At 37.0% G+C, this 20369-nt stretch carries 16 protein-coding genes and 1 tRNA gene; 10 read left to right on the forward strand and 7 right to left on the reverse strand.

The features are described 5' to 3' along the window. Positions 1-250, forward strand: a 250-nt coding sequence (locus tag H8B04_RS07450) for a transposase (protein WP_190301942.1), incomplete at its 5' end; no start/stop codon positions are given. A gap of 242 nt (positions 251-492) precedes the next feature. Here H8B04_RS07450 and H8B04_RS07455 read toward each other — a convergent pair. Both H8B04_RS07455 and H8B04_RS07460 read right to left on the reverse strand, forming a co-directional pair. Next, positions 493-582 (reverse strand) — tRNA-Ser (locus H8B04_RS07455). Positions 583-708: 126 nt separating this feature from the next. Then, positions 709-2838: an HD family phosphohydrolase gene (locus H8B04_RS07460; protein ID WP_165291089.1), complete on the reverse strand. Its 2130-nt coding sequence runs from the start codon at positions 2836-2838 to the stop codon at positions 709-711. 166 nt (positions 2839-3004) lie between these two features. Here H8B04_RS07460 and rpe point away from each other — a divergent pair, with 166 nt between their 5' ends. The 8 genes from rpe to H8B04_RS07495 all read left to right on the forward strand — a co-directional run bounded on the left by rpe (position 3005) and on the right by H8B04_RS07495 (position 13399). After that, positions 3005-3685, forward strand: a complete 681-nt coding sequence (gene rpe, locus H8B04_RS07465) for a ribulose-phosphate 3-epimerase (protein WP_165291090.1) — start codon at positions 3005-3007, stop codon at positions 3683-3685. A 329-nt stretch (positions 3686-4014) separates the two neighbouring features. Next, on the forward strand, positions 4015-6777 hold the full coding sequence (locus tag H8B04_RS07470; protein ID WP_190301943.1) for a bifunctional aconitate hydratase 2/2-methylisocitrate dehydratase: 2763 nt from the start codon (positions 4015-4017) through the stop codon (positions 6775-6777). 290 nt (positions 6778-7067) lie between these two features. Further along, a complete protein-coding gene (locus H8B04_RS07475; protein WP_190301944.1) occupies positions 7068-9335 on the forward strand; it encodes an aconitate hydratase in 2268 nt (755 codons plus the stop codon). Positions 9336-9461: 126 nt separating this feature from the next. Beyond that, a complete protein-coding gene (locus tag H8B04_RS07480) occupies positions 9462-10169 on the forward strand; it encodes a DUF6683 family protein (protein ID WP_190301945.1) in 708 nt (235 codons plus the stop codon). 58 nt (positions 10170-10227) lie between these two features. Further along, the gene (locus H8B04_RS07485) at positions 10228-11358 is read left to right on the forward strand and encodes an SPFH domain-containing protein (RefSeq protein WP_165291094.1); all 1131 of its coding nucleotides are present in this window, start codon (positions 10228-10230) and stop codon (positions 11356-11358) included. Between the two features lie 15 nt (positions 11359-11373). Beyond that, positions 11374-12498, forward strand: a complete 1125-nt coding sequence (locus H8B04_RS07490) for a zinc finger domain-containing protein (RefSeq protein ID WP_190301946.1) — start codon at positions 11374-11376, stop codon at positions 12496-12498. Between the two features lie 80 nt (positions 12499-12578). Further along, positions 12579-12704 (forward strand): hypothetical protein, encoded by a 126-nt coding sequence (locus H8B04_RS17265; protein WP_262891409.1) that lies wholly within the window; start codon positions 12579-12581, stop codon positions 12702-12704. A gap of 197 nt (positions 12705-12901) precedes the next feature. Beyond that, entirely contained in the window at positions 12902-13399 is a 498-nt protein-coding gene (locus H8B04_RS07495) for a hypothetical protein (RefSeq protein WP_165291096.1), read from the forward strand. A gap of 70 nt (positions 13400-13469) precedes the next feature. On the opposite strand, the gene H8B04_RS07500 is transcribed toward H8B04_RS07495, so the two are convergent. The 5 genes from H8B04_RS07500 to H8B04_RS07520 are packed head-to-tail and all read right to left on the reverse strand — an operon-like array spanning position 13470 to position 17154. Beyond that, positions 13470-14459, reverse strand: coding sequence for a bifunctional riboflavin kinase/FAD synthetase (locus H8B04_RS07500; RefSeq protein WP_190301947.1), 990 nt, complete (start codon positions 14457-14459; stop codon positions 13470-13472). An 8-nt stretch (positions 14460-14467) separates the two neighbouring features. Beyond that, positions 14468-15193, reverse strand: coding sequence for a tRNA pseudouridine(55) synthase TruB (truB, locus tag H8B04_RS07505; RefSeq protein ID WP_190301948.1), 726 nt, complete (start codon positions 15191-15193; stop codon positions 14468-14470). Next, a complete protein-coding gene (locus tag H8B04_RS07510; RefSeq protein ID WP_190301949.1) occupies positions 15193-15987 on the reverse strand; it encodes an undecaprenyl-diphosphate phosphatase in 795 nt (264 codons plus the stop codon). Before H8B04_RS07510 ends, truB begins: the two co-directional genes overlap by 1 nt. A gap of 17 nt (positions 15988-16004) precedes the next feature. Further along, positions 16005-16238, reverse strand: a complete 234-nt coding sequence (locus H8B04_RS07515) for a DUF3098 domain-containing protein (protein ID WP_165291100.1) — start codon at positions 16236-16238, stop codon at positions 16005-16007. A 37-nt stretch (positions 16239-16275) separates the two neighbouring features. Continuing rightward, on the reverse strand, positions 16276-17154 hold the full coding sequence (locus tag H8B04_RS07520; RefSeq protein WP_165291101.1) for a cell division protein FtsX: 879 nt from the start codon (positions 17152-17154) through the stop codon (positions 16276-16278). 222 nt (positions 17155-17376) lie between these two features. Between H8B04_RS07520 and H8B04_RS07525 the strand changes: the two genes are divergently transcribed. Beyond that, entirely contained in the window at positions 17377-20349 is a 2973-nt protein-coding gene (locus H8B04_RS07525) for a leucine--tRNA ligase (protein ID WP_190301950.1), read from the forward strand. The last annotated feature ends 20 nt before the right edge of the window (positions 20350-20369 follow it).

The raw sequence follows: 20369 nt of genomic DNA on the forward strand, positions 1-20369 counted from the left end.
TAGAAAAAATATGAAGGGATTAAATCTTTCTCAGACAGATAAAATTATGCTACGAAAACGAGCTATAATTGAATGTGTAAATGATGAATTAAAGAATATATGCAAACTACAACACACTAGACACAGGTCTGTAAATAACTTCTTATTGAATATTTTGGGAGCTTTAGCTGCCTATGCTTTCTTCCCTAAAAAACCTTCTCTAAATATTCAGTTTCAACAGCAAGAAAAGCAATTATTCCTTGCTGCTTAAACCGAACTCACGTTAAAATAAAAGCGTTCAGGAGTCAGTTTAGAGGGGTTGGTGATATTAATTTTTTCCTATTCAGATTGACTAAATTATTTGCTTAGTCCACAACTTTTGTACATGATCCTAAATCGAACCCTGCGGGTTCTCATCCCTTGGGTCTGCTAATTAGAAAATGTTGTGAAATATATTTCTGAGGTGGTGTATAACAAAAAAGCTCAATCTTTCGATTAAGCTTTTCAAAGTCTTGGCGGAAGGGGCGGGATTCGAACCCGCGGTACCGTTTCCAGTACGACAGTTTAGCAAACTGTTCCTTTCGGCCTCTCAGGCACCCTTCCGTGTTTCGACATTGCAAACATAAAGCAAAAAATCGATTCTACAAACTTTAAAGCGAGTTTTTTTAATATTTTTTTGTCGTTTCTTATTAACAATCTGAGAGTCAATAATAATGCTTTTTGGCTTGTTTAATCTTTTCTTTTGTTGATATCGTAATCGATGCGCACATGATAGATACTCATCAACATATTTTTAAATATTGTACTCACATCGCTAATATCTTTCAGCGTAATATTCGCATTGCTGAACTGTTTCTGCGCTAATTTATGGTCTACAATCTTGTCCACAAGGTTGCTGATGGAATCTTTTGTAGGCTCTTTCAACGATCTTGCGGCTGCTTCTACCGAATCGGCAATCATCAATACCGCTGTTTCTTTGGAAAATGGGATAGGACCAGGGTAGTGGAAAAGTGTTTCATCCACCAGCTTATCTGGATTATTCTGAATAAACTCATTGTAGAAATAATCCACACGCGTCGTACCGTGATGTGTCTTTATGAAATCAATAATAACCTCAGGCAATTGATGACGCTTGGCAATCTCAATACCTTTAAGCACATGCGAAATAATAATCTGCGCGCTTTGTTCTGACGTCAGTTCTTGATGCGGGTTGGTACCAGTCTTTTGATTTTCGATAAAATATAGCGGATTGACGATTTTTCCAATATCATGGTATAAAGCGCCCGCGCGAACCAATAGGGAGTTTCCGCCAATTTTGTAAATCGCAGCTTCCGCTAAATTGGCTACTTGCAAAGAATGCTGGAATGTTCCAGGAGCTTTTAAAGATAGCTCACGCAGTAATTTGGAGTTGGAATTGGTTAATTCCATTAAGGTCAAATCGGACACTATACCAAATAACTTTTCGAAAGCATAAATTAATGGATACGCCAATAAAGTTAAACCTACACTGACAAAAAAAGGTAAAATATCGCCCCAATAAATGCTGGTGAATGAACCGTTACGCGTCAATACCAAACCAATATGTCCGATGATATAAGTCGCTAAGATCAGTAAACTGGAAATAAGGAACTGTTCGCGCTTTACCATAGTCTTGATACTGTAAATCGCCACTAACCCAGACATAAATTGTAAAAACACAAAGTCGTAACTGTTTGGAACAAACAATGCCGTAATCAACACCATTAAGAGGTGAATATTTAAGGCAACACGCGTATCAAAAAGAATACGGAAGATGATCGGAACACCACAATACGGAATAAAATACAGACTGGACACACGAAGATGCAATGCCCAAGAAAATACCCCAAGCATTCCGATAATTACGATATAGATAATGGCCAATAAACGGTTGTTGTTGTAAATGTTTTTTCGGAAGAAAAACAAAAACACCATCAATAAGCTCATCGCTAAACCTACAACTAAGAATTGTCCCAAGGAGACATAAGTCTTATTACCCGAAATGCGAGCTTCATCTTCAAAGACTTTACGTAAGGATTCCAATTTTTGATAGGTGTCGTTGTTGACAATTTTATCTTTTTCAGCGATTAATTCACCTTTTTGAACCATACCACGCGTGGTGGAAATATTACTTAGCGCTGTTTGTTCAATTTTATTCGTTAAAGACTCGTTAAAGATATAATTAACTGTAATGTAGTTTTTCAGGACTTCTTCCAACCAACGTTTCTTACTGATCGTGGCATCTTTCTCCAATGCATGATGCGCGTATTCTATAGCGGATTCTATCGTAAAACAGTCCGCTGTATTTTTCTGTGTAGCAAGGTTATTATCAATTAAAGTAAAGTTATAGTTTGCTTCAGTTTCACTCACTTTTTCAGAATCCTCACCTTTATTTTGGTACCTGTTATTTAGCGAAAGAATACCGCGAGTGTACACGTAAGACAGGATATCTACACCTTTTTGCTTATACTTTTGAATATCCAAAGAAGGAACGGTATCCATTTGGCTGCTTTGCCATTTTTCGGCGATATCCGTCGTAAAAAGATCGATTTGTTCTTTGCTAACGGAAGATTGCAGATTATATACGGGCTGTACCGTCTTCAAAATATGCTGACGGTCACGGTCCAGCTCTTCTTTAGTTTTGTTGATAGCAAAATTGTAAGGAGAAACTAGATTCTCATGATTCCAGGCTTTTCCTTTTTGGAATTCATACTCAAATCGAGGTTGTTTGGGAAGAAACAGACAAATTAAAAATACGGTAAGTACAAGCATCCCATATTTCAGCACAGGGGAATCGTTCTTCCATTTATTATCTATATAGTTGATCTTAAGTTTTGCCACGCACTATAAAAATTGAGTAGTATACAATGATATAAACAAAAGTAATTAATTCTGTCCTTAATCTTGTAGTCTCGCAGATTATTAAGGAAATGTCAATAAGTAGATTTTGTTTGATAACGGAAAATTTTCGAAGTATCTTTGTGCAAAATTTTAATAAAAGATATTCATGTCAAATAATAAACATTTAATTGCTCCTTCGGTTTTAGCGGCAGACTTCGGGAATTTAGCGAGAGATGTTCAGATGGTTAATGCGAGTGAAGCAGACTGGTTTCACATCGATATTATGGACGGTGTTTTTGTTCCAAATATTTCTTTTGGCTTTCCGGTGATGAGCGCTATTGCGAAACACGCACAAAAACCTTTGGATGTGCACCTGATGATTGTAGATCCAGATCGTTACTTGAAAACGTGTAAAGATAATGGTGCTGAAGTGATTACGGTTCATTATGAGGCATGTACACATTTGCACCGCACGCTAGCGGCAATCAAAGAATTAGGTTGTAAAGCAGGGGTAGCATTGAACCCGCATACACCAGTTCAATTATTGAAAGATGTGATCCAAGATATTGACTTGGTATGTATCATGTCTGTAAACCCTGGTTTCGGCGGTCAAAAATTCATTTCACATACCTACACTAAAATCAAAGAATTGCGTGCACTTGCTTCAGGTGTTAATGATGATTTATTGATTGAAATTGATGGTGGAGTGACTACAGCAAATGCTGCTCAATTATTAGAAGCTGGAGCCGATGTATTGGTGGCTGGTTCTTTTGTATTTACTGCCGAAGATCCTATAGCAACTATAGCATCCTTGAAAGCGGTGGATATAACATTAAAACAAGCATAAACGAAATAAAGGCGGCAAATCGAAGGAAATGCCGCCTTTGTTTTTTAAAGGAATTAAATCGTCAAATTCTAATTTGTTTAGAATAATTCCAAATTAAGTTTGCCGTATTGACGACTTGTTATTAGCTGTTGATTTTTAGTATTTTTGTGCGCGAATTGACTTGCTGATAAATAATAAAACGTACAGCAAACGAGGGAAGTAAGGGGCTAGAAAATGCTGGATAGTGGGTAATCGTTATTCAATTTTTGTTTTAGCTTATTTTGTAACACATCAGGTAGTTTGAGGAATTTGACTTTTCAAACTGCTTTAAATTTTAGAAGACTAAATATATGAGTATTTACAACGGTTACGTACAAGAGGTTGTAGAACGAAAAGGTCAAGGATTACATCCTAAACCAATTGACGGAGCAGAACTTTTGAGCGAAGTTATTGCCCAAATCAAAGACACAAACAATGAACACAGAGAAGAGTCTCTACGTTTGTTCATTTACAACACATTGCCTGGTACTACTCCTGCGGCAGCTGTGAAAGCTCAATTCTTAAAAGAAATTATTTTAGGTCAAGAAGTAGTTGCGGAGATCACACCAACTTTCGCATTTGAGTTATTGTCTCATATGAAAGGTGGTCCTTCCATCAAAGTATTATTAGACATCGCATTAGGTGCTGATGAGGCTGTTGCAAAACAAGCTGCTGAAGTATTGAAAACACAAGTTTTCTTGTACGATGCCGATACTAATCGTTTGAAAGTTGCTTACGAAACGGGTAATGCTATCGCAAAAGATATCTTAGAGAGCTATGCGAAAGCAGAATTCTTTACCAAATTACCTGAAGTTCCAGAAGAAATTAAAGTAGTTACTTACATTGCTGCTGAAGGTGATATCTCTACGGATTTATTGTCTCCAGGTAACCAAGCGCACTCTCGTTCTGACCGTGAATTGCATGGTAAATGTATGATTACTCCTGCTGCACAAGAGGAAATCAAGGCATTACAAGCTTTACATCCTGATGCTAGCGTGATGTTGATCGCTGAAAAAGGTACTATGGGTGTAGGTTCTTCACGTATGTCGGGTGTAAATAACGTAGCACTTTGGACAGGTAAACAAGCTTCTCCATACATTCCTTTCGTCAATATCGCACCTATCGTAGCGGGTACAAATGGTATTTCACCTATTTTCTTAACTACAGTTGATGTAACGGGTGGTATCGGTATCGACTTACAAAACTGGGTGAAGAAAACTGACGAAAACGGTAACGTAGTTCGTGATGAAAACGGTGATGTAATTTTAGAACAAGCTTACTCTGTAGCTACAGGTACAGTATTGACTATTAATACAAAAACTAAAAAATTATACAACGGTGATGTTGAATTAAAAGATATTTCTAAATCATTCACACCACAAAAATTAGAGTTTATCAAAGCAGGTGGTTCTTACGCTATCGTATTTGGTAAAAAAATCCAAACTTTCGCTGCTCAAACTTTAGGTATTGAAGCTCCTCAAGTATTTGCGCCAGCAAAAGAAATCACTAAAGAAGGTGTAGGCTTAACTGCTGTGGAGAAAATTTTCAACAAAAATGCAGTAGGTGTTGCTCCAGGTAAAACATTACACGCTGGTTCTGACGTTCGTGTGAAAGTGAACATTGTAGGTTCGCAAGATACTACAGGTTTAATGACAGCACAAGAGTTAGAAGCGATGGCTGCTACAGTTATTGCGCCTAGCGTAGACGGTGCTTACCAATCAGGTTGTCACACAGCATCAGTATGGGATAAAAAAGCGCAAGCTAATATTCCTAAATTGATGAAATTCATGAATGAATTTGGTGTAATCACAGCGCGTGACCCTAAAGGTGAATATCACTCTATGACTGACGTTATTCACAAAGTATTGAATGATATTACAGTGGACGAATGGGCTATCATCATCGGTGGTGACTCGCACACGCGTATGTCTAAAGGTGTAGCATTCGGTGCTGACTCTGGTACTGTAGCTTTAGCTTTAGCGACTGGTGAAGCTTCTATGCCAATTCCTGAGTCTGTGAAAGTGACTTTCAAAGGTCAAATGAAAGAGCACATGGACTTCCGTGACGTGGTGCATGCTACACAATTACAAATGTTGCAACAATTCGATGGTGAGAATGTATTCCAAGGTCGTATCATCGAGGTTCATATCGGTACTTTATTAGCGGATCAAGCGTTCACATTTACAGACTGGACTGCAGAAATGAAAGCGAAAGCTTCTATCTGTATTTCTCAAGATGAGACTTTAATCCAATCGTTAGAAATTGCTAAGTCACGTATCCAAATCATGATTGATAAAGGTATGGACAACAAAAACCAAGTATTACAAGGTTTAATTGACAAAGCAAACAAACGTATCGCAGAAATCCGTTCTGGTGAGAAACCAGCTTTACAACCTGATGCTAATGCTTCTTATTATGCTGAGGTGGTAGTGGATTTGGACATTATCGATGAGCCAATGATCGCTGACCCAGATGTAAACAATGCTGATGTTTCTAAACGTTATACACACGACGTAATTCGTGGATTATCATACTACGGAGCTGATAAAAAAGTAGATTTAGGTTTCGTTGGTTCTTGTATGGTACACAAAGATGACTTAAAAATCGTTTCTCAAATTCTTAAGAATGTAGAAGCGGAAAAAGGTTATGTATCATTCAATGCACCGTTAGTAGTTGCTGCGCCAACTTACAATATCATTGATGAGTTGAAAGCGGAAGGTGACTGGGAATTCTTACAAAAATACTCTGGTTTCGAATTCAACGATGCATTGCCAAAAACTGCAGCCCGTACAGAATACGAAAACATTATGTACTTAGAGCGTCCTGGTTGTAACTTATGTATGGGTAACCAAGAGAAAGCGGCTAAAGGTGATACCGTATTAGCTACTTCGACTCGTCTTTTCCAAGGCCGTGTAGTAGAAGATAGAGATGGTAAAAAAGGTGAATCTTTATTAGCTTCTACTCCAGTAGTTGTATTATCAGCTATCTTAGGTCGTATCCCTACTGTAGAAGAGTACAAATCAGCTGTGAAAGGTATCAACTTAACGAAGTTCGCCCCAATCCCGACTAAATAGTTCGTTCTTAGAAATTTACTATATAAAGCGAGGTTTCCCGATAGGCGAACCTCGCTTTTTTGTTGTGTACACTTAAGAGTATATATATATATATTTATTCCTTTAATTGGTAATTTCTAATTATAATTCCCTTATCAGGAACTTTGTCTCCTTTTGTTTGTTAAAGAATAAATAACCTAATTTAATTAGAATTATTTTAAATTCAGTAAATGACAATTTCTAAACTAAACTTATTAAAAAATAATAGTAAATTGTCTTGTCAATTTTAGAATTAAATTATAATAAGAGATATGGCTTTTGATATAGACATGATCAAAAAAGTTTATTCTCAATACGATGAGCGCATTGCTGCTGCTCGTCAAGTTGTGAATAAACCCTTGACACTTTCAGAGAAAATTTTGTACGCACACCTTTGGGATGGTAGTGCTACTGAGGCGTACGAGCGCGGAAAATCTTATGTGGATTTCGCTCCAGACCGTGTGGCGATGCAAGATGCAACAGCGCAAATGGCACTATTGCAATTTATGCAAGCTGGACGCGCTAAAGTTGCTGTTCCTTCAACGGTACACTGTGATCACTTAATCCAAGCGAAAGAAGGTGCGGAAAAGGATTTGACTCGTGCTAAGAACGAAAGTTCCGAAGTATTTAATTTCTTGAGTTCTGTTTCCAACAAATATGGTATCGGTTTCTGGAAACCAGGTGCTGGTATTATTCACCAAGTAGTATTGGAAAACTACGCTTTCCCAGGTGGTATGATGATCGGTACGGATTCACACACGGTGAATGCTGGCGGTCTAGGTATGGTGGCAATCGGTGTTGGTGGTGCTGATGCTTGTGACGTGATGGCGGGTTTACCGTGGGAACTTAAATTTCCAAAATTAATCGGTGTTAAATTAACTGGTAAATTATCGGGATGGGCAGCACCAAAAGATGTAATTTTGAAAGTAGCGGGTATCTTAACTGTAAAAGGTGGTACTGGTGCTATCGTAGAATATTTTGGTGAGGGTGCTGAATCTTTGTCTTGTACAGGTAAAGGTACTATCTGTAATATGGGTGCAGAGATTGGTGCTACGACATCTACTTTCGGATATGACGAATCGATGGAACGTTATTTACGTGCTACAGGTCGTGCCGAAGTTGCGGATGCAGCAAATGCTATCAAACAACATTTGACAGCTGACCCTGAAGTTTATGCGGATCCAGAACAATATTTCGATCAAATTATTGAAATCAATTTATCGGAGTTAGAGCCATCATTGAATGGTCCTTTTACACCAGATTTATATACTCCAGTGTCACGCATGCGTGAAGAGGCACAAAAGAACGGTTGGCCTTTGAAAGTAGAATGGGGCTTAATCGGTTCTTGTACGAACTCTTCTTACGAGGATTTGACACGTGCGGCTTCAATCGCAAAACAAGCTATTGACAAAGGTTTGGTAACAAAAGCAGAATTTGGTATCAATCCAGGTTCGGAGCAAGTACGTTACACAGCAGATCGTGATGGTTTATTGAAAACCTTCGAAGATTTGAATGCGACAATCTTTACAAATGCATGTGGACCATGTATTGGTATGTGGGATCGTGCAGGAGCGGAGAAACAAGAGAAAAACACTATTGTACACTCATTCAACCGTAACTTTGCGAAGCGTGCCGATGGTAACCCAAATACTTATGCATTCGTAACTTCACCAGAAATGGTAGCAGCTATTGCTATTTCAGGGGATTTAGGTTTTAACCCTGTTACGGATACATTGACTAATAGAAATGGTGAGCAAGTGAAATTAGATCCACCTACCGGTGAAGAATTACCAGCATTAGGCTTTGATGTAGAGGATGCAGGTTACCAAGCGCCAGCGGAAGATGGTTCTTCGGTAGTGGTAGAGGTGTCTCCAACTTCAGACCGTTTGCAATTATTAGCGCCATTTGCTGCTTGGGAAGGAACAGACTTAACTGGTTTGAAATTATTAATCAAAACTAAAGGTAAAACAACGACTGACCACATTTCTATGGCAGGTCCTTGGTTGAAATATCGTGGTCACTTGGATAATATCTCGAACAACTTGTTAATTGGTGCCGTTAACTTCTTCAATGATAAAACAGACAATGTTAAAAATCAATTGACAGGCGAGTACGGTGCTGTACCAGCTACACAACGTGCATATAAAGCTGCTGGAATTGGTTCTATCATCGTGGGTGATGAAAACTATGGTGAAGGTTCTTCACGTGAGCATGCGGCTATGGAGCCTCGTCACCTTGGTGTGCGTGCGGTATTGGTAAAATCTTTTGCACGTATTCACGAAACGAACTTGAAAAAACAAGGTATGTTGGCTTTGACATTCTTGAATAAAGATGATTATGATAAAGTGCAAGAAAACGATAACATCGATATTGTGGGCTTGACTACTTTCGCTCCAAATACACCATTGACTATAGTGTTGAATCATGAAGACGGCTCAAAAGATGAAATCTTGGCGAACCATACGTATAATGCACAACAAATCGAATGGTTTAAAGCTGGTGGCGCATTGAATATTATTCGCGCGAACCAAGCGAAATAGTTATTTATAACATCTTAAAAAGCAAACCCCGACAGATTTTTTCTGTCGGGGTTTGCTTTTTAAGAAGATTATTATTGTAAATACGGCATTATTTATGAGTAGAGTTAATAGCTAACTATTGCGATTATGAACTTCAGATTATTACTCATCATAATTTTGATTCCATTTTATACCTTCGGGCAAGAAGTTATTACTTCTGGTGATGCCTTATACAGAACCACTTTCAGTTTGATAAATGGCTCCATTATGGAAGCAACTATCAAAAATTCCAAAACATCAAAGAGTAAAACGTCAAAAACCAAAGCTAAAATCAAAGATCTGACTTTTGAACGCTCAGAAAATCTGAGTAAAGAAATCCAAAAAAAATTTATTGCGAGTATGATTAGAATACAGCCTGAGCTAAAAGGTCCATTGGTTAAATCTTTTGAGAATAATAAGCTTCGAAATCAGTTTGATAGGCTATTAGCCGGATATAATTATTCAGCAACTGATATGGCCGACGTGGTAACAGCCTATTTAGTAATTTCTTGGCAAATCGTGCATAACAAGAATTTTGACGATAAAAATGGATTTAATGCAGTTCGAACTTGGGTAAGAGATATTCTCTTGAAAAGTGAGCAACTAGCCGTAATGGATAATGCTACGAAACAACTCTACGCAAAGGCATATGGCTACCAAACCATGTTGTGTTTTAACTCGTACAAAACTTTAATTGCCAAAAGTGATCAAAAAGGATTAGATCATTTAAGGAACAATTTGTATAAAAGTGTAAGAGATAGCTTTATCGATCTTAAATCTGTAAAATTAACCCACACAGGATTCGTCAAAATTTAATTTATCATTCTGTCTATTTTCTTATATTTAAGTATTATAAACTTAAATAAAAAAGCTAATGGGCCTTTTTGATAAATTAAGAAATGAATTTATTGATATCATTGAATGGGTAGACAACAGCCAGGACACCATCGTATGGAAATTTCCTAGATATCAGAACGAAATAAAAATGGGGGCACAGTTGACTGTTCGTGAAGGTCAAGCTGTTGTATTCATGAATGAAGGTGTGATTGCTGATGTATTTAGCGCAGGAAGATACGAACTCAGCACACAGAATATGCCTATCCTTACCACTTTAAGAGGTTGGAAATATGGTTTCAATAGCCCTTTCAAAGCGGATGTATTTTTTGTTAGCTTACGCCAATTCACAAATCAGAAGTGGGGAACGAAAAATCCGATTATGTTGCGTGATGCGGAATTTGGTCCAGTCCGTCTACGTGCTTTTGGAACCTATTCATTTAGTGTAAAAGATCCAGCAGTATTTTTGAAAGAAATAGCAGCTACAAATCCTGATTTTTCGGTTGAAAACATCAACGAGCAGCTGCGTAATTTAGCGGTATCACGGGGTATGGATGCTATCGCGGAATCTAAAATTCCAGTTCTGGATTTGGCATCCAATTACGATGAAGTTTCAAAAGTTATTCAAGACAAAATATCTCCTGAATTTAATGAAATAGGACTTAACCTGAACAAATTCCTAATTGAGAATATTTCCTTGCCAGAAGAAGTAGAGAAAATTTTGGACAAACGTAGCAGTATGGGAATAGTGGGAGATATGGGGGCTTTTGCGCAATTCCAAGCTGCAAATGCAATGGAAAAGGCTGCTGAAAATCCAAACGGGGGCGGAATTATGGGCGCTGGCATGGGAGCAGGTATGGGAATGGGCATGATGGGGCAGATGGGTAATGTCTTTCAGGAACGTAAGTTCGAAGGCAATCCTCAACAGCAGGCTTCTTCTGCACCACCGCCAATTCCTGGTCAGACACAAGTAAGTTTTTATTACGTCAGTCAGGGACAACAACAAGGGCCTGTCTCATTAGTTGAATTACAAAATTTGGTTTCCACTGGAGCTGTTCAGAAAGATACATTAGTATGGTATGCAGGTCTAGCAGCTTGGGAAAAAGCCGGAGATAACGCCGAAGTAGCTTCTTTATTCCAAAATACACCTCCTCCAATTCCAGGAGTTTAATTCGTTTGGGAAACTATGTCTTTTGAAGATAAAACTGCGGAGATTAAGAAAAATTTGCAATGTGCTGGCTGTGGTGCGCCTTTGCATTACTTGCCAGGCACTTCATTTATGTTGTGTTCGTATTGTGGTGCTAAGAATGAGATCCCTCAAATGGATGTCACACAGCTTACGCTCAATTTGACACCAATTCCAATAGAAGACTATTCAGCTGCTTTAGCCAACAAAAAGGATGATGTGCTGCATCAAGAAACAGAAATAGCAAGTTGTACGAATTGTGGTGCAAGTACGACTTTAGATTCTCACATTGTATCTACTAATTGTCCATTTTGTGCTTCGCCTTTGGTAATTGATCATCATACCGAGCGAGTTATTCGCCCTAATGCACTATTGCCTTTCGGAATAGATTATAAAATCGCTTTAGCCAATCTTAAAAAGTGGGGAAAGACACTTTGGTTTGCTCCAAATGATTTGAAATACGTGCTGGATGCGCATTCGGTCAATGGATTAAAAGGCTTATATATACCGTATTGGAGTTATAATGCTTTCGTAGAATCAGAATACGAAGGGGAAAGGGGGGATTATTATTATGAAAATCGAACAGTGCGCGATAATGATGGTAAAACCCGTACCATCCAAGAGCGAAGAACTAGATGGCGCCGTACCTCTGGTGTAGTTTCAGGTCAGTTAGAAGATATTTTGATTAGTGCGTCTACATCATTGTCTCAGTCTGATGCTAACAAAGTTAATTCTTGGAATTTAGAAAAATTAGTTCCTTTTGACGAGAAATATTTATCAGGTTTTCTGGCGCAAACTTTCCAAAAGAATCATCAGGATGGTTTTGAGCTGGCGAAAGAAGTGATTGATCAAGAAGTGCAATATTGGATTCGTCGGGATATTGGTGGGGATGAGCAACGAATACGAGATTATGATATGGAGCTCAGTGATGTCACCTTACGCTATATTTTATTGCCCTTATATATGTCTTCCTATCAATATAAAAATAAGACTTATAGTGTACTAATCAATGCTTTCTCTGGTAGAGTGTATGGTGCTCGACCATATAGTTTTTGGAAAATATTCTTCTTAGTTGTCACTATCTTAATTGTATTAGCTATATATTTTGCCACTACTGGATCTTAACTTTAGTCCTTTTGTCAGATATACCACTTTGGCGCGGTTATTGTTGTATATATAACAAATGATTAAAAGAAAGGTAAAATATGATCAAAAAACAAAAGGAAAAACAACACCTCGTGACAAGAAGCCCGTACATGTATTATGTAACTAACTGGGGATTCGTAGAAAAACCAACCAAACCAGAACAAAAACAAAATCAGAAACGTTAACAACGGAGTTAACTTTCTGATGAAAGTTAAAAATGATGTGCTTTTCCATACGAAAGCATTTTTTTGTTTATAGACCTTCCTAATTCCCTTTTTTTCTTCTTAACAATTTTTAACTAAACCCAGATTAAACAATTTGATTGTTTTCGCATCTATTGTGATATAAAGTTTATAATTAAAAAAGAAGGGAGAACATTAAAATGAAAAAGTTTTTATCTATTGCAATACTATTATCAGGAATTACATTTGGTGCATTTGCTCAAGAGGGAGCTCGCAAACCTGTAGATAAAAAATCATATGTACGCAAGGAGTTTGTTCGCAAGGACATGGTAAAAATGACACCAGAACAAATTGCTAAAAAACGTACAGATCAGCTTGAAAAAGAATTGAAATTGACTTCAAAACAACGTAATGAAGTGTACAAATTACAATTGGATCAAGCTAAGAAATTTAAAAAACAACAAGACGCTCGTGTTAAAGATCGTGAGAAAGCACGTAAAGAGCATTTAGCACAACGTGAGAAATTTGAAAAAATTCTTACACAAGAGCAACGCTCAATATTAAAAAATAAAATGGCGAAACGTTCGGAGCATAACTTCAAAAGAGGGGATGAGCGCAAAAAAAACTTCGATCGTCGCGATGATTCAAAACGTAGAATAGAAGGTAAAAGAACAGACCGTGATCGTAGAGTAGGTTAGTTTAATATAGTTTATTAGTTGGTTAGTTAATGAAAAGCCTTAATCGAAAGATTAAGGCTTTTGTATGTTATTAAGATTTTTGTTCTTCTTTAAAGTAAGCTCGAATCTTGAGTTCGTCTTCTTTGATTTGATGTTGTAATGCTTGTAAACTATCAAAACGCTCATCTTCGCGAATAAATTTCTTGAATCGAATACGAACAGTTCTGCTGTAAAGATCTTCGTCAAAATCTAGTAGATTGACTTCAATCTTGCGGTTCATACCGTCAACAGTCGGTCTTGTTCCAATATAACACATACCTATCCCTCGTTTAAGGATTTCAGTTTCCTGAAAATCGCCAGAAACAACATGAGGTACATGGGGATAAATATCCACTTCCACAGCATAAATTCCATAAGCTGGAATCAATTTATGTGATTCATGAACATTTAGATTCGCTGTTGGGAAACCAATTTGGCGACCTATTTGGTCACCTTTTTCTACAGTTCCAGTCAATTCAAAAGGATAACCTAAATAGCGATTAGCAATATCAATATCCCCTTTAATTAATGCTTCACGAATACGCGTTGAAGATACAGCTACATCTTCTATATCTTGTTTAGCAATTTCTTGCACCTGAAAATCAAAAATATGCGAGAAGTGAACTAAATCTTTGATGGAACCTTTGCGATCTTTGCCAAAATGATGGTCATAACCGATGATTATCGTTTTTGTACCTAATTTTTCTATCAGTACATTGCGAATGTATTCTTCTGGGGACATATTAGAAAAATCGCGAGTAAAAGGTGTTATAATCAAATGATCTAATCCACACAAGGCTAATTGATGTGCTTTCTCCTCGATATCATTGATCAGACGAAGGCTGTCATCACTTGGATTGATAATCAAACGAGGGTGAGGAAAAAAAGTTAATAATACTGTTTCGCCACCTGTCTCTTTTGCACAATCTACCAATTGCTTTAGTATCTTTTGATGACCAATATGCACACCATCAAAAGTACCAATCGTTACAATGGCATTTTTTAGGGGCTCAAACTCTTCTAAGCTTCTATATATTTTCATCGGATATACTATACAGTTTGTGTTGTTTCAGCCTTTTGAGCTCGGATAGCGGCGATTAATTCTTCTAAATTCCATGCCTTATCCACATGAAAATCGCCACTCATCGTACGGCGCAAACTCGATAAATGAGAACCATTATTTAAAGCTTTTCCAAAATCGTGTGCTATCGAGCGGATATATGTTCCTTTAGAACATTTGATTTTGAAATATACTAAAGGTAATTCTATCTTTTCTATTTCAAATTTTTGAATAGTAACTTGTCTTATTTTTAAAGCTACTTCTTCGCCACGTCTCGCTTTCTCGTACGCACGTTCACCATCAATCTGAACAGCAGAATGTGCTGGAGGATATTGTTCAATATCACCTTCAAAAGATTTTGCCGCAGCGTAGATTTGTTCTTTGGTGATACCCGAAATATCGAAAGTTTGATCAATTTCAGTTTCTAGGTCGTAAGATGGAGTAGTGGCACCCAATGTAATAGTTCCTGTATATTCTTTATCTTCCGCCTGGAATGAATCGATTTGTTTTGTTAATTTACCTGTACAGACAATCAACAAACCTGACGCTAAGGGATCTAAAGTTCCGGCATGGCCTACTTTCAATTTTAGTGGTTTCATCGTATTACGAAGTTTGCCCACTACATCAAAACTTGTCCACGTTATTGGTTTGTCGACCAATAAAACTTCTCCTTCAGTGAAAGCGAATACTTTGTCTGTTTTTTGAATTTCTTCCATTAAATAATCTGTAAGCTATGACCACTTAAAAGCATAGCTATAATCACTAACCCAACCACAATTCTATACCAACCAAACATTTTGAATCCATATTTGGTCAATAAATCTATAAATGTCTTGATGGCAATAATGGCAACCACAAAGCCAACAAGGTTTCCTACAATAAGTAAGTTAATTTCTTCTCCAGTGAACGTATGTCCTTCCTTGAAGAATTTGTACAATTTAACGACAGAAGCCCCCAACATCATGGGAATAGCCAAAAAGAATGAAAATTCTGCAGCTGCTTTGCGTGATAATTTTTGTGTCATACCACCCACAATCGTACTCGCCGAACGAGATGTGCCTGGTATTAAGGCCAAACATTGATAGCATCCGATAATAAAAGCTTGTTTGAAAGAAATATCATCCGACGATTCTGTAGTAGGTTTATTAAACCATTTGTCTACGAATAATAAGATCACACCACCAATAACTAGCATAACACCAACCATCAATGGGCTTTCTAATAAAGAATCAATAAAATCATTAAATACTAAACCTAAAATGGAAGCTGGAATAGCTGCCACAACAAGTTTGTAATAGAAATCCATTGATTTGAAAAATCTTTTCCAGTATAATACTAAAACGGAAAGAATAGTACCTAATTGTATAACGATAGTAAATAACTTGACAAATGCTGATGGTTCTAATCCCATCAACGCAGTGCCAATAATCATATGTCCAGTGGAAGAAACAGGTAAAAATTCGGTAAGGCCTTCTATTATTGCTAATATAATAGCTTCAAAATAACTCATTAGGTAAAAAAGAAAATTTATTTTTTGGGTTTATACAATATTGCTACGAATCCGATGGCAAATCCTAAAACGACAACTAGTGGTGCTAAAGTGATTTTAGTAAAACTATAAATGTCTTTAGTACCCATCATTAGTAAGAAACCAATTGCCACGACGATAATGCTAGCAATAAAGATGAGATAATTTACTTTTTGGAATACAAAAACCGAAGTCTTTTTATCCGAATTTGAAATTGTTTTATTTTCTGCCATAATTTTAAATCACAAAGGATTAATTTTTGATTTGATATTAACGATAAAGGCTATGCGATTTAGCTTTTAAATATTTCGTTACCGCAAAGTAAGTACTCAATGCTGAGATTAAAATACCTAATCCCACTACGACAATAAAGATAGCCACAAATTGTCCCCAGTTTTGTAAGAAAATTAATTCTGGAACTTGTTTTTGCGCAAACTGTAATGTGAAAATCAATAGTAAAATAGCAATTAATGCACCAATTAAGCCATGAATAATACCATAAATGATGTAGGGCTTGCGGATGAAACCTTTAGTTGCCCCAATTAATTGCATACTTTTAATCAAGAAACGTTGCGAATAAATCGCTAAACGAATGGTATTATTAATCAATGCTATTGCAATAACCAATAAAATAACCGTGAAAGCTAATACCACGATGGAGATAATGCGAATGTTTTTGTTCACCATATCAATCAAAGATTCCTGATAAACAATCTCTTTTACGCGACTATTTTTAGCAACTTTATCAATAAAAGGCTGAATACTGTCTGCATTTGCATATTGCTCTTTCAAGTAAATATCGATAGATGGTAATAGGGGATTTGTGCCCAAATATTCGACGAAATCTTCACCCAAATCTTCTTTTAGGTTTTTCGCAGCCAACTCTTTGGATACATATTCCGTACGCAAGACGTATTCTTCTTTTTCCAAATCTTTCTGTAAGGATAGTACATCGCCCTCATTGACATTATCATTTACGATTACATTCAATACGATGTTTTCTTTTACATACTTCGAAAGATTCTTTGCATGCACTAAGATTAACCCTAAAAGTCCTGTCATTAGCAATACCAATGCAATACTAATTACAGTTGAAATGTATACTGATTTTGTTTTTTTTCTTGGAGAGCCTTGTTCTATTACTGACATAAAGCTTGTGTTTTTAATTAGTGCGAAAGTAACGATTTCTGATGATTTTCGGGGAATAAATGTCAACTAATATGCGACGTTATGTTATAATTTAACATTTATTTACTTTTTATGGATGCGGGGAGTGACTCCATATCTCAAAATAATCCGTTTGTCGAAAAGTAATATTCAAAATTTGCCTTAAAATCGCTATTTTCGCAATTCTTTTATAAGGTACTAGAAATGGATTATTCGCATAAATCAATTGAGCAAAAGTGGCAAAAATTCTGGGCTGAAAACGGTACATTCAAAACCGCGGAGTCTACAGAAAAGCCTAAATATTATGTTTTGGATATGTTCCCTTATCCATCTGGAGCAGGGTTGCACGTAGGGCACCCACTGGGTTACATCGCTTCAGATATTTTTTCACGTTACAAAAGATTAAAAGGTTTCAACGTATTGCACCCAATGGGCTATGACTCATTCGGACTTCCAGCTGAACAATACGCTATCCAAACTGGACAGCACCCAGCGATCACGACGGAAACAAACATTAATCGTTATCGTGAGCAATTAGATAATATTGGTTTTTCGTACGATTGGTCTCGTGAAGTGCGTACTTCAGATCCTTCTTACTACAAGTGGACGCAATGGATTTTTATGCAATTGTTCAATGCTTGGTACAACAAAGAAACGGATAAAGCAGAGTCAATTGAAACTTTAATTACGAAGTTTGAAACTGCTGGTTCACAAAATATTAATGCGGAATCAGATGAAGATGTGTTGACTTTCACAGCTGAGGAGTGGAAAGCATTTTCGGAAGAAGAACAACAAAGAGAATTATTAAAATATAGATTAGCTTATCTACGCGAATCTACTGTAAACTGGTGCGCTGCATTGGGTACAGTATTGGCAAATGATGAGGTCATCAATGGGGTATCTGAGCGTGGTGGTTATCCAGTAGAGCAAAAGAAAATGATGCAATGGTCTATGCGAATCACCGCATATGCTGACCGTTTGTTGCGTGGTTTGGATACTATCGATTGGCCCGAGCCTTTGATTGAGATGCAACGCAACTGGATTGGTAAATCTGTAGGTGCATCTGTTAAGTTTCCAGTTCCTCAATTGGATACGAATATTGAAGTTTTCACGACTCGTGTTGATACTATTTTTGGTGTTTCATTTATTGTATTAGCGCCCGAACATGAGTTAGTTTCTGCTTTAACTACTGATGCTCAAAAAGCTGAAATAGAGTTTTATATCGATAAAACTTCGAAGAAATCGGAATTGGATCGTATGGCTGATACGAAGACAGTTTCAGGTGCTTTCACAGGCTCTTATGCGAAACATCCAATCACAGGTGAAGACGTACAAATTTGGATAGCGGATTACGTGTTAGCTGGATACGGAACAGGTGCTGTCATGGCAGTTCCTTCAGGGGACCAACGTGATTATGTATTCGCAAAACATTTCAATTTACCTATTATTCCGATTTCGGATTCTCAAAATATTGAAGAAGAAGCTGATCCAAATAAGGATGGTAAATACATCAATTCCGGCTTCATAAATGGTATGACATACCAAGAAGCTGTTCCAGCTTTAATTTCGAAGTTGGAAGGGTTGAAATTAGGTAAAGCCAAAATCAACTTCCGTATGCGCGATGCGATCTTCGGTCGTCAACGCTATTGGGGAGAACCAGTTCCAGTTTATTTCAAAAATGACTTGCCTTATTTGATTAAAGAAGAGGAATTGCCGTTGTTGCTTCCTGAAGTGGATAAATATTTACCAACTGAAACAGGTGAGCCACCTCTAGGTCGTGCTGAAAACTGGAAATACCAAGATCAGTACGAGTATGAATTGAGTACGATGCCTGGATGGGCAGGTTCGTCATGGTATTGGTTCCGCTATATGGACCCTAAAAATGCAGAGAGCTTTGCTTCTAAAGAAGCTACTTCATATTGGAAAGCTGTGGATTTATACATTGGTGGTTCTGAGCATGCTACAGGTCACTTGTTGTACTCAAGATTTTGGAATAAATTCCTGAAAGATTTAGGTTTCCACAATGAAGAAGAGCCTTTCAAAAAATTGATCAACCAAGGTATGATCCAAGGTCGTTCAAACTTTGTGTATAGATTGTCAAATTTTGGAACTATCAATTCAGATGTAAAGTTTAATAATATAATTGTTTCATATAATTATTATAAAGCTTTCATTGATTACTTTAACTCTTCTAAACTTGATGAAATTTATTTAGGTCAAGATGGGTTTTATGAGGATATAAATCAGGAAATTTTAATTTTTTCTTTAGATAAATTTGGGAAAGATTTAGCCAATATTGTCTTTGCAAAAGATTCATCATTAGAAAGATTAACTCTAAGGTATAACTCATTTACTCCTTTGCACGTAGACGTAAATATCGTGAGCAACGATATTTTGGATACAGAGAAATTCAAATCATTCCGCCCTGATTTTGCGGATGCAGAATTTGTGTTGGAAGATGGTAAATACATCTGTGGTACTGAGGTAGAGAAGATGTCAAAATCGAAATTCAACGTCGTAAATCCGGATGATATTATTGCGAATTTCGGTGCGGATACGCTACGTTTGTACGAAATGTTCTTAGGTCCATTGGAGCAGTCAAAGCCTTGGAACACAAATGGTATCGAGGGTGTATATAAATTCTTACGTAAGGTATGGCGTTTGTTCCATGATGCAGAAGGAAACTTCAATGTATCGGACGAAGAGCCTACCAAAGCAGAATACAAAGCCTTACACAAAATCATTAAAAAAGTAGAAGATGATATTGAGCGTTTCTCGTTCAATACTTCGGTTTCTGCCTTTATGATTTGTGTGAATGAATTGACGGATTTGAAATGTAACAAGCGCAAAATCCTTCAAGATTTAATTATCGTGTTGGAACCTTATGCTCCTCATATCACAGAAGAGCTTTGGGCATTATTAGGTAATGAGGCAGGAACTATTTCTTATGCTGTATATCCTAAGTTCAATCCTGAATATTTGGTAGAATCAGAATTTGCATATCCAGTATCTGTGAATGGTAAGATGAAAATGAATCTTCCGTTGGCATTAGATTTAGATGCGAAAGCAGTAGAAGAAATCGTCTTAGGCAATGCCGATGTACAACGTTATTTGGATGGTAAAGCCGTTAAGAAGCTAATCTTTGTAAAGGGTAAGATTATCAATATTGTAGTTTAAGTAAAATTACAGCATAAATG

This window comes from Sphingobacterium litopenaei (assembly GCF_014692495.1).
Lineage (GTDB): Bacteria > Bacteroidota > Bacteroidia > Sphingobacteriales > Sphingobacteriaceae > Sphingobacterium > Sphingobacterium litopenaei.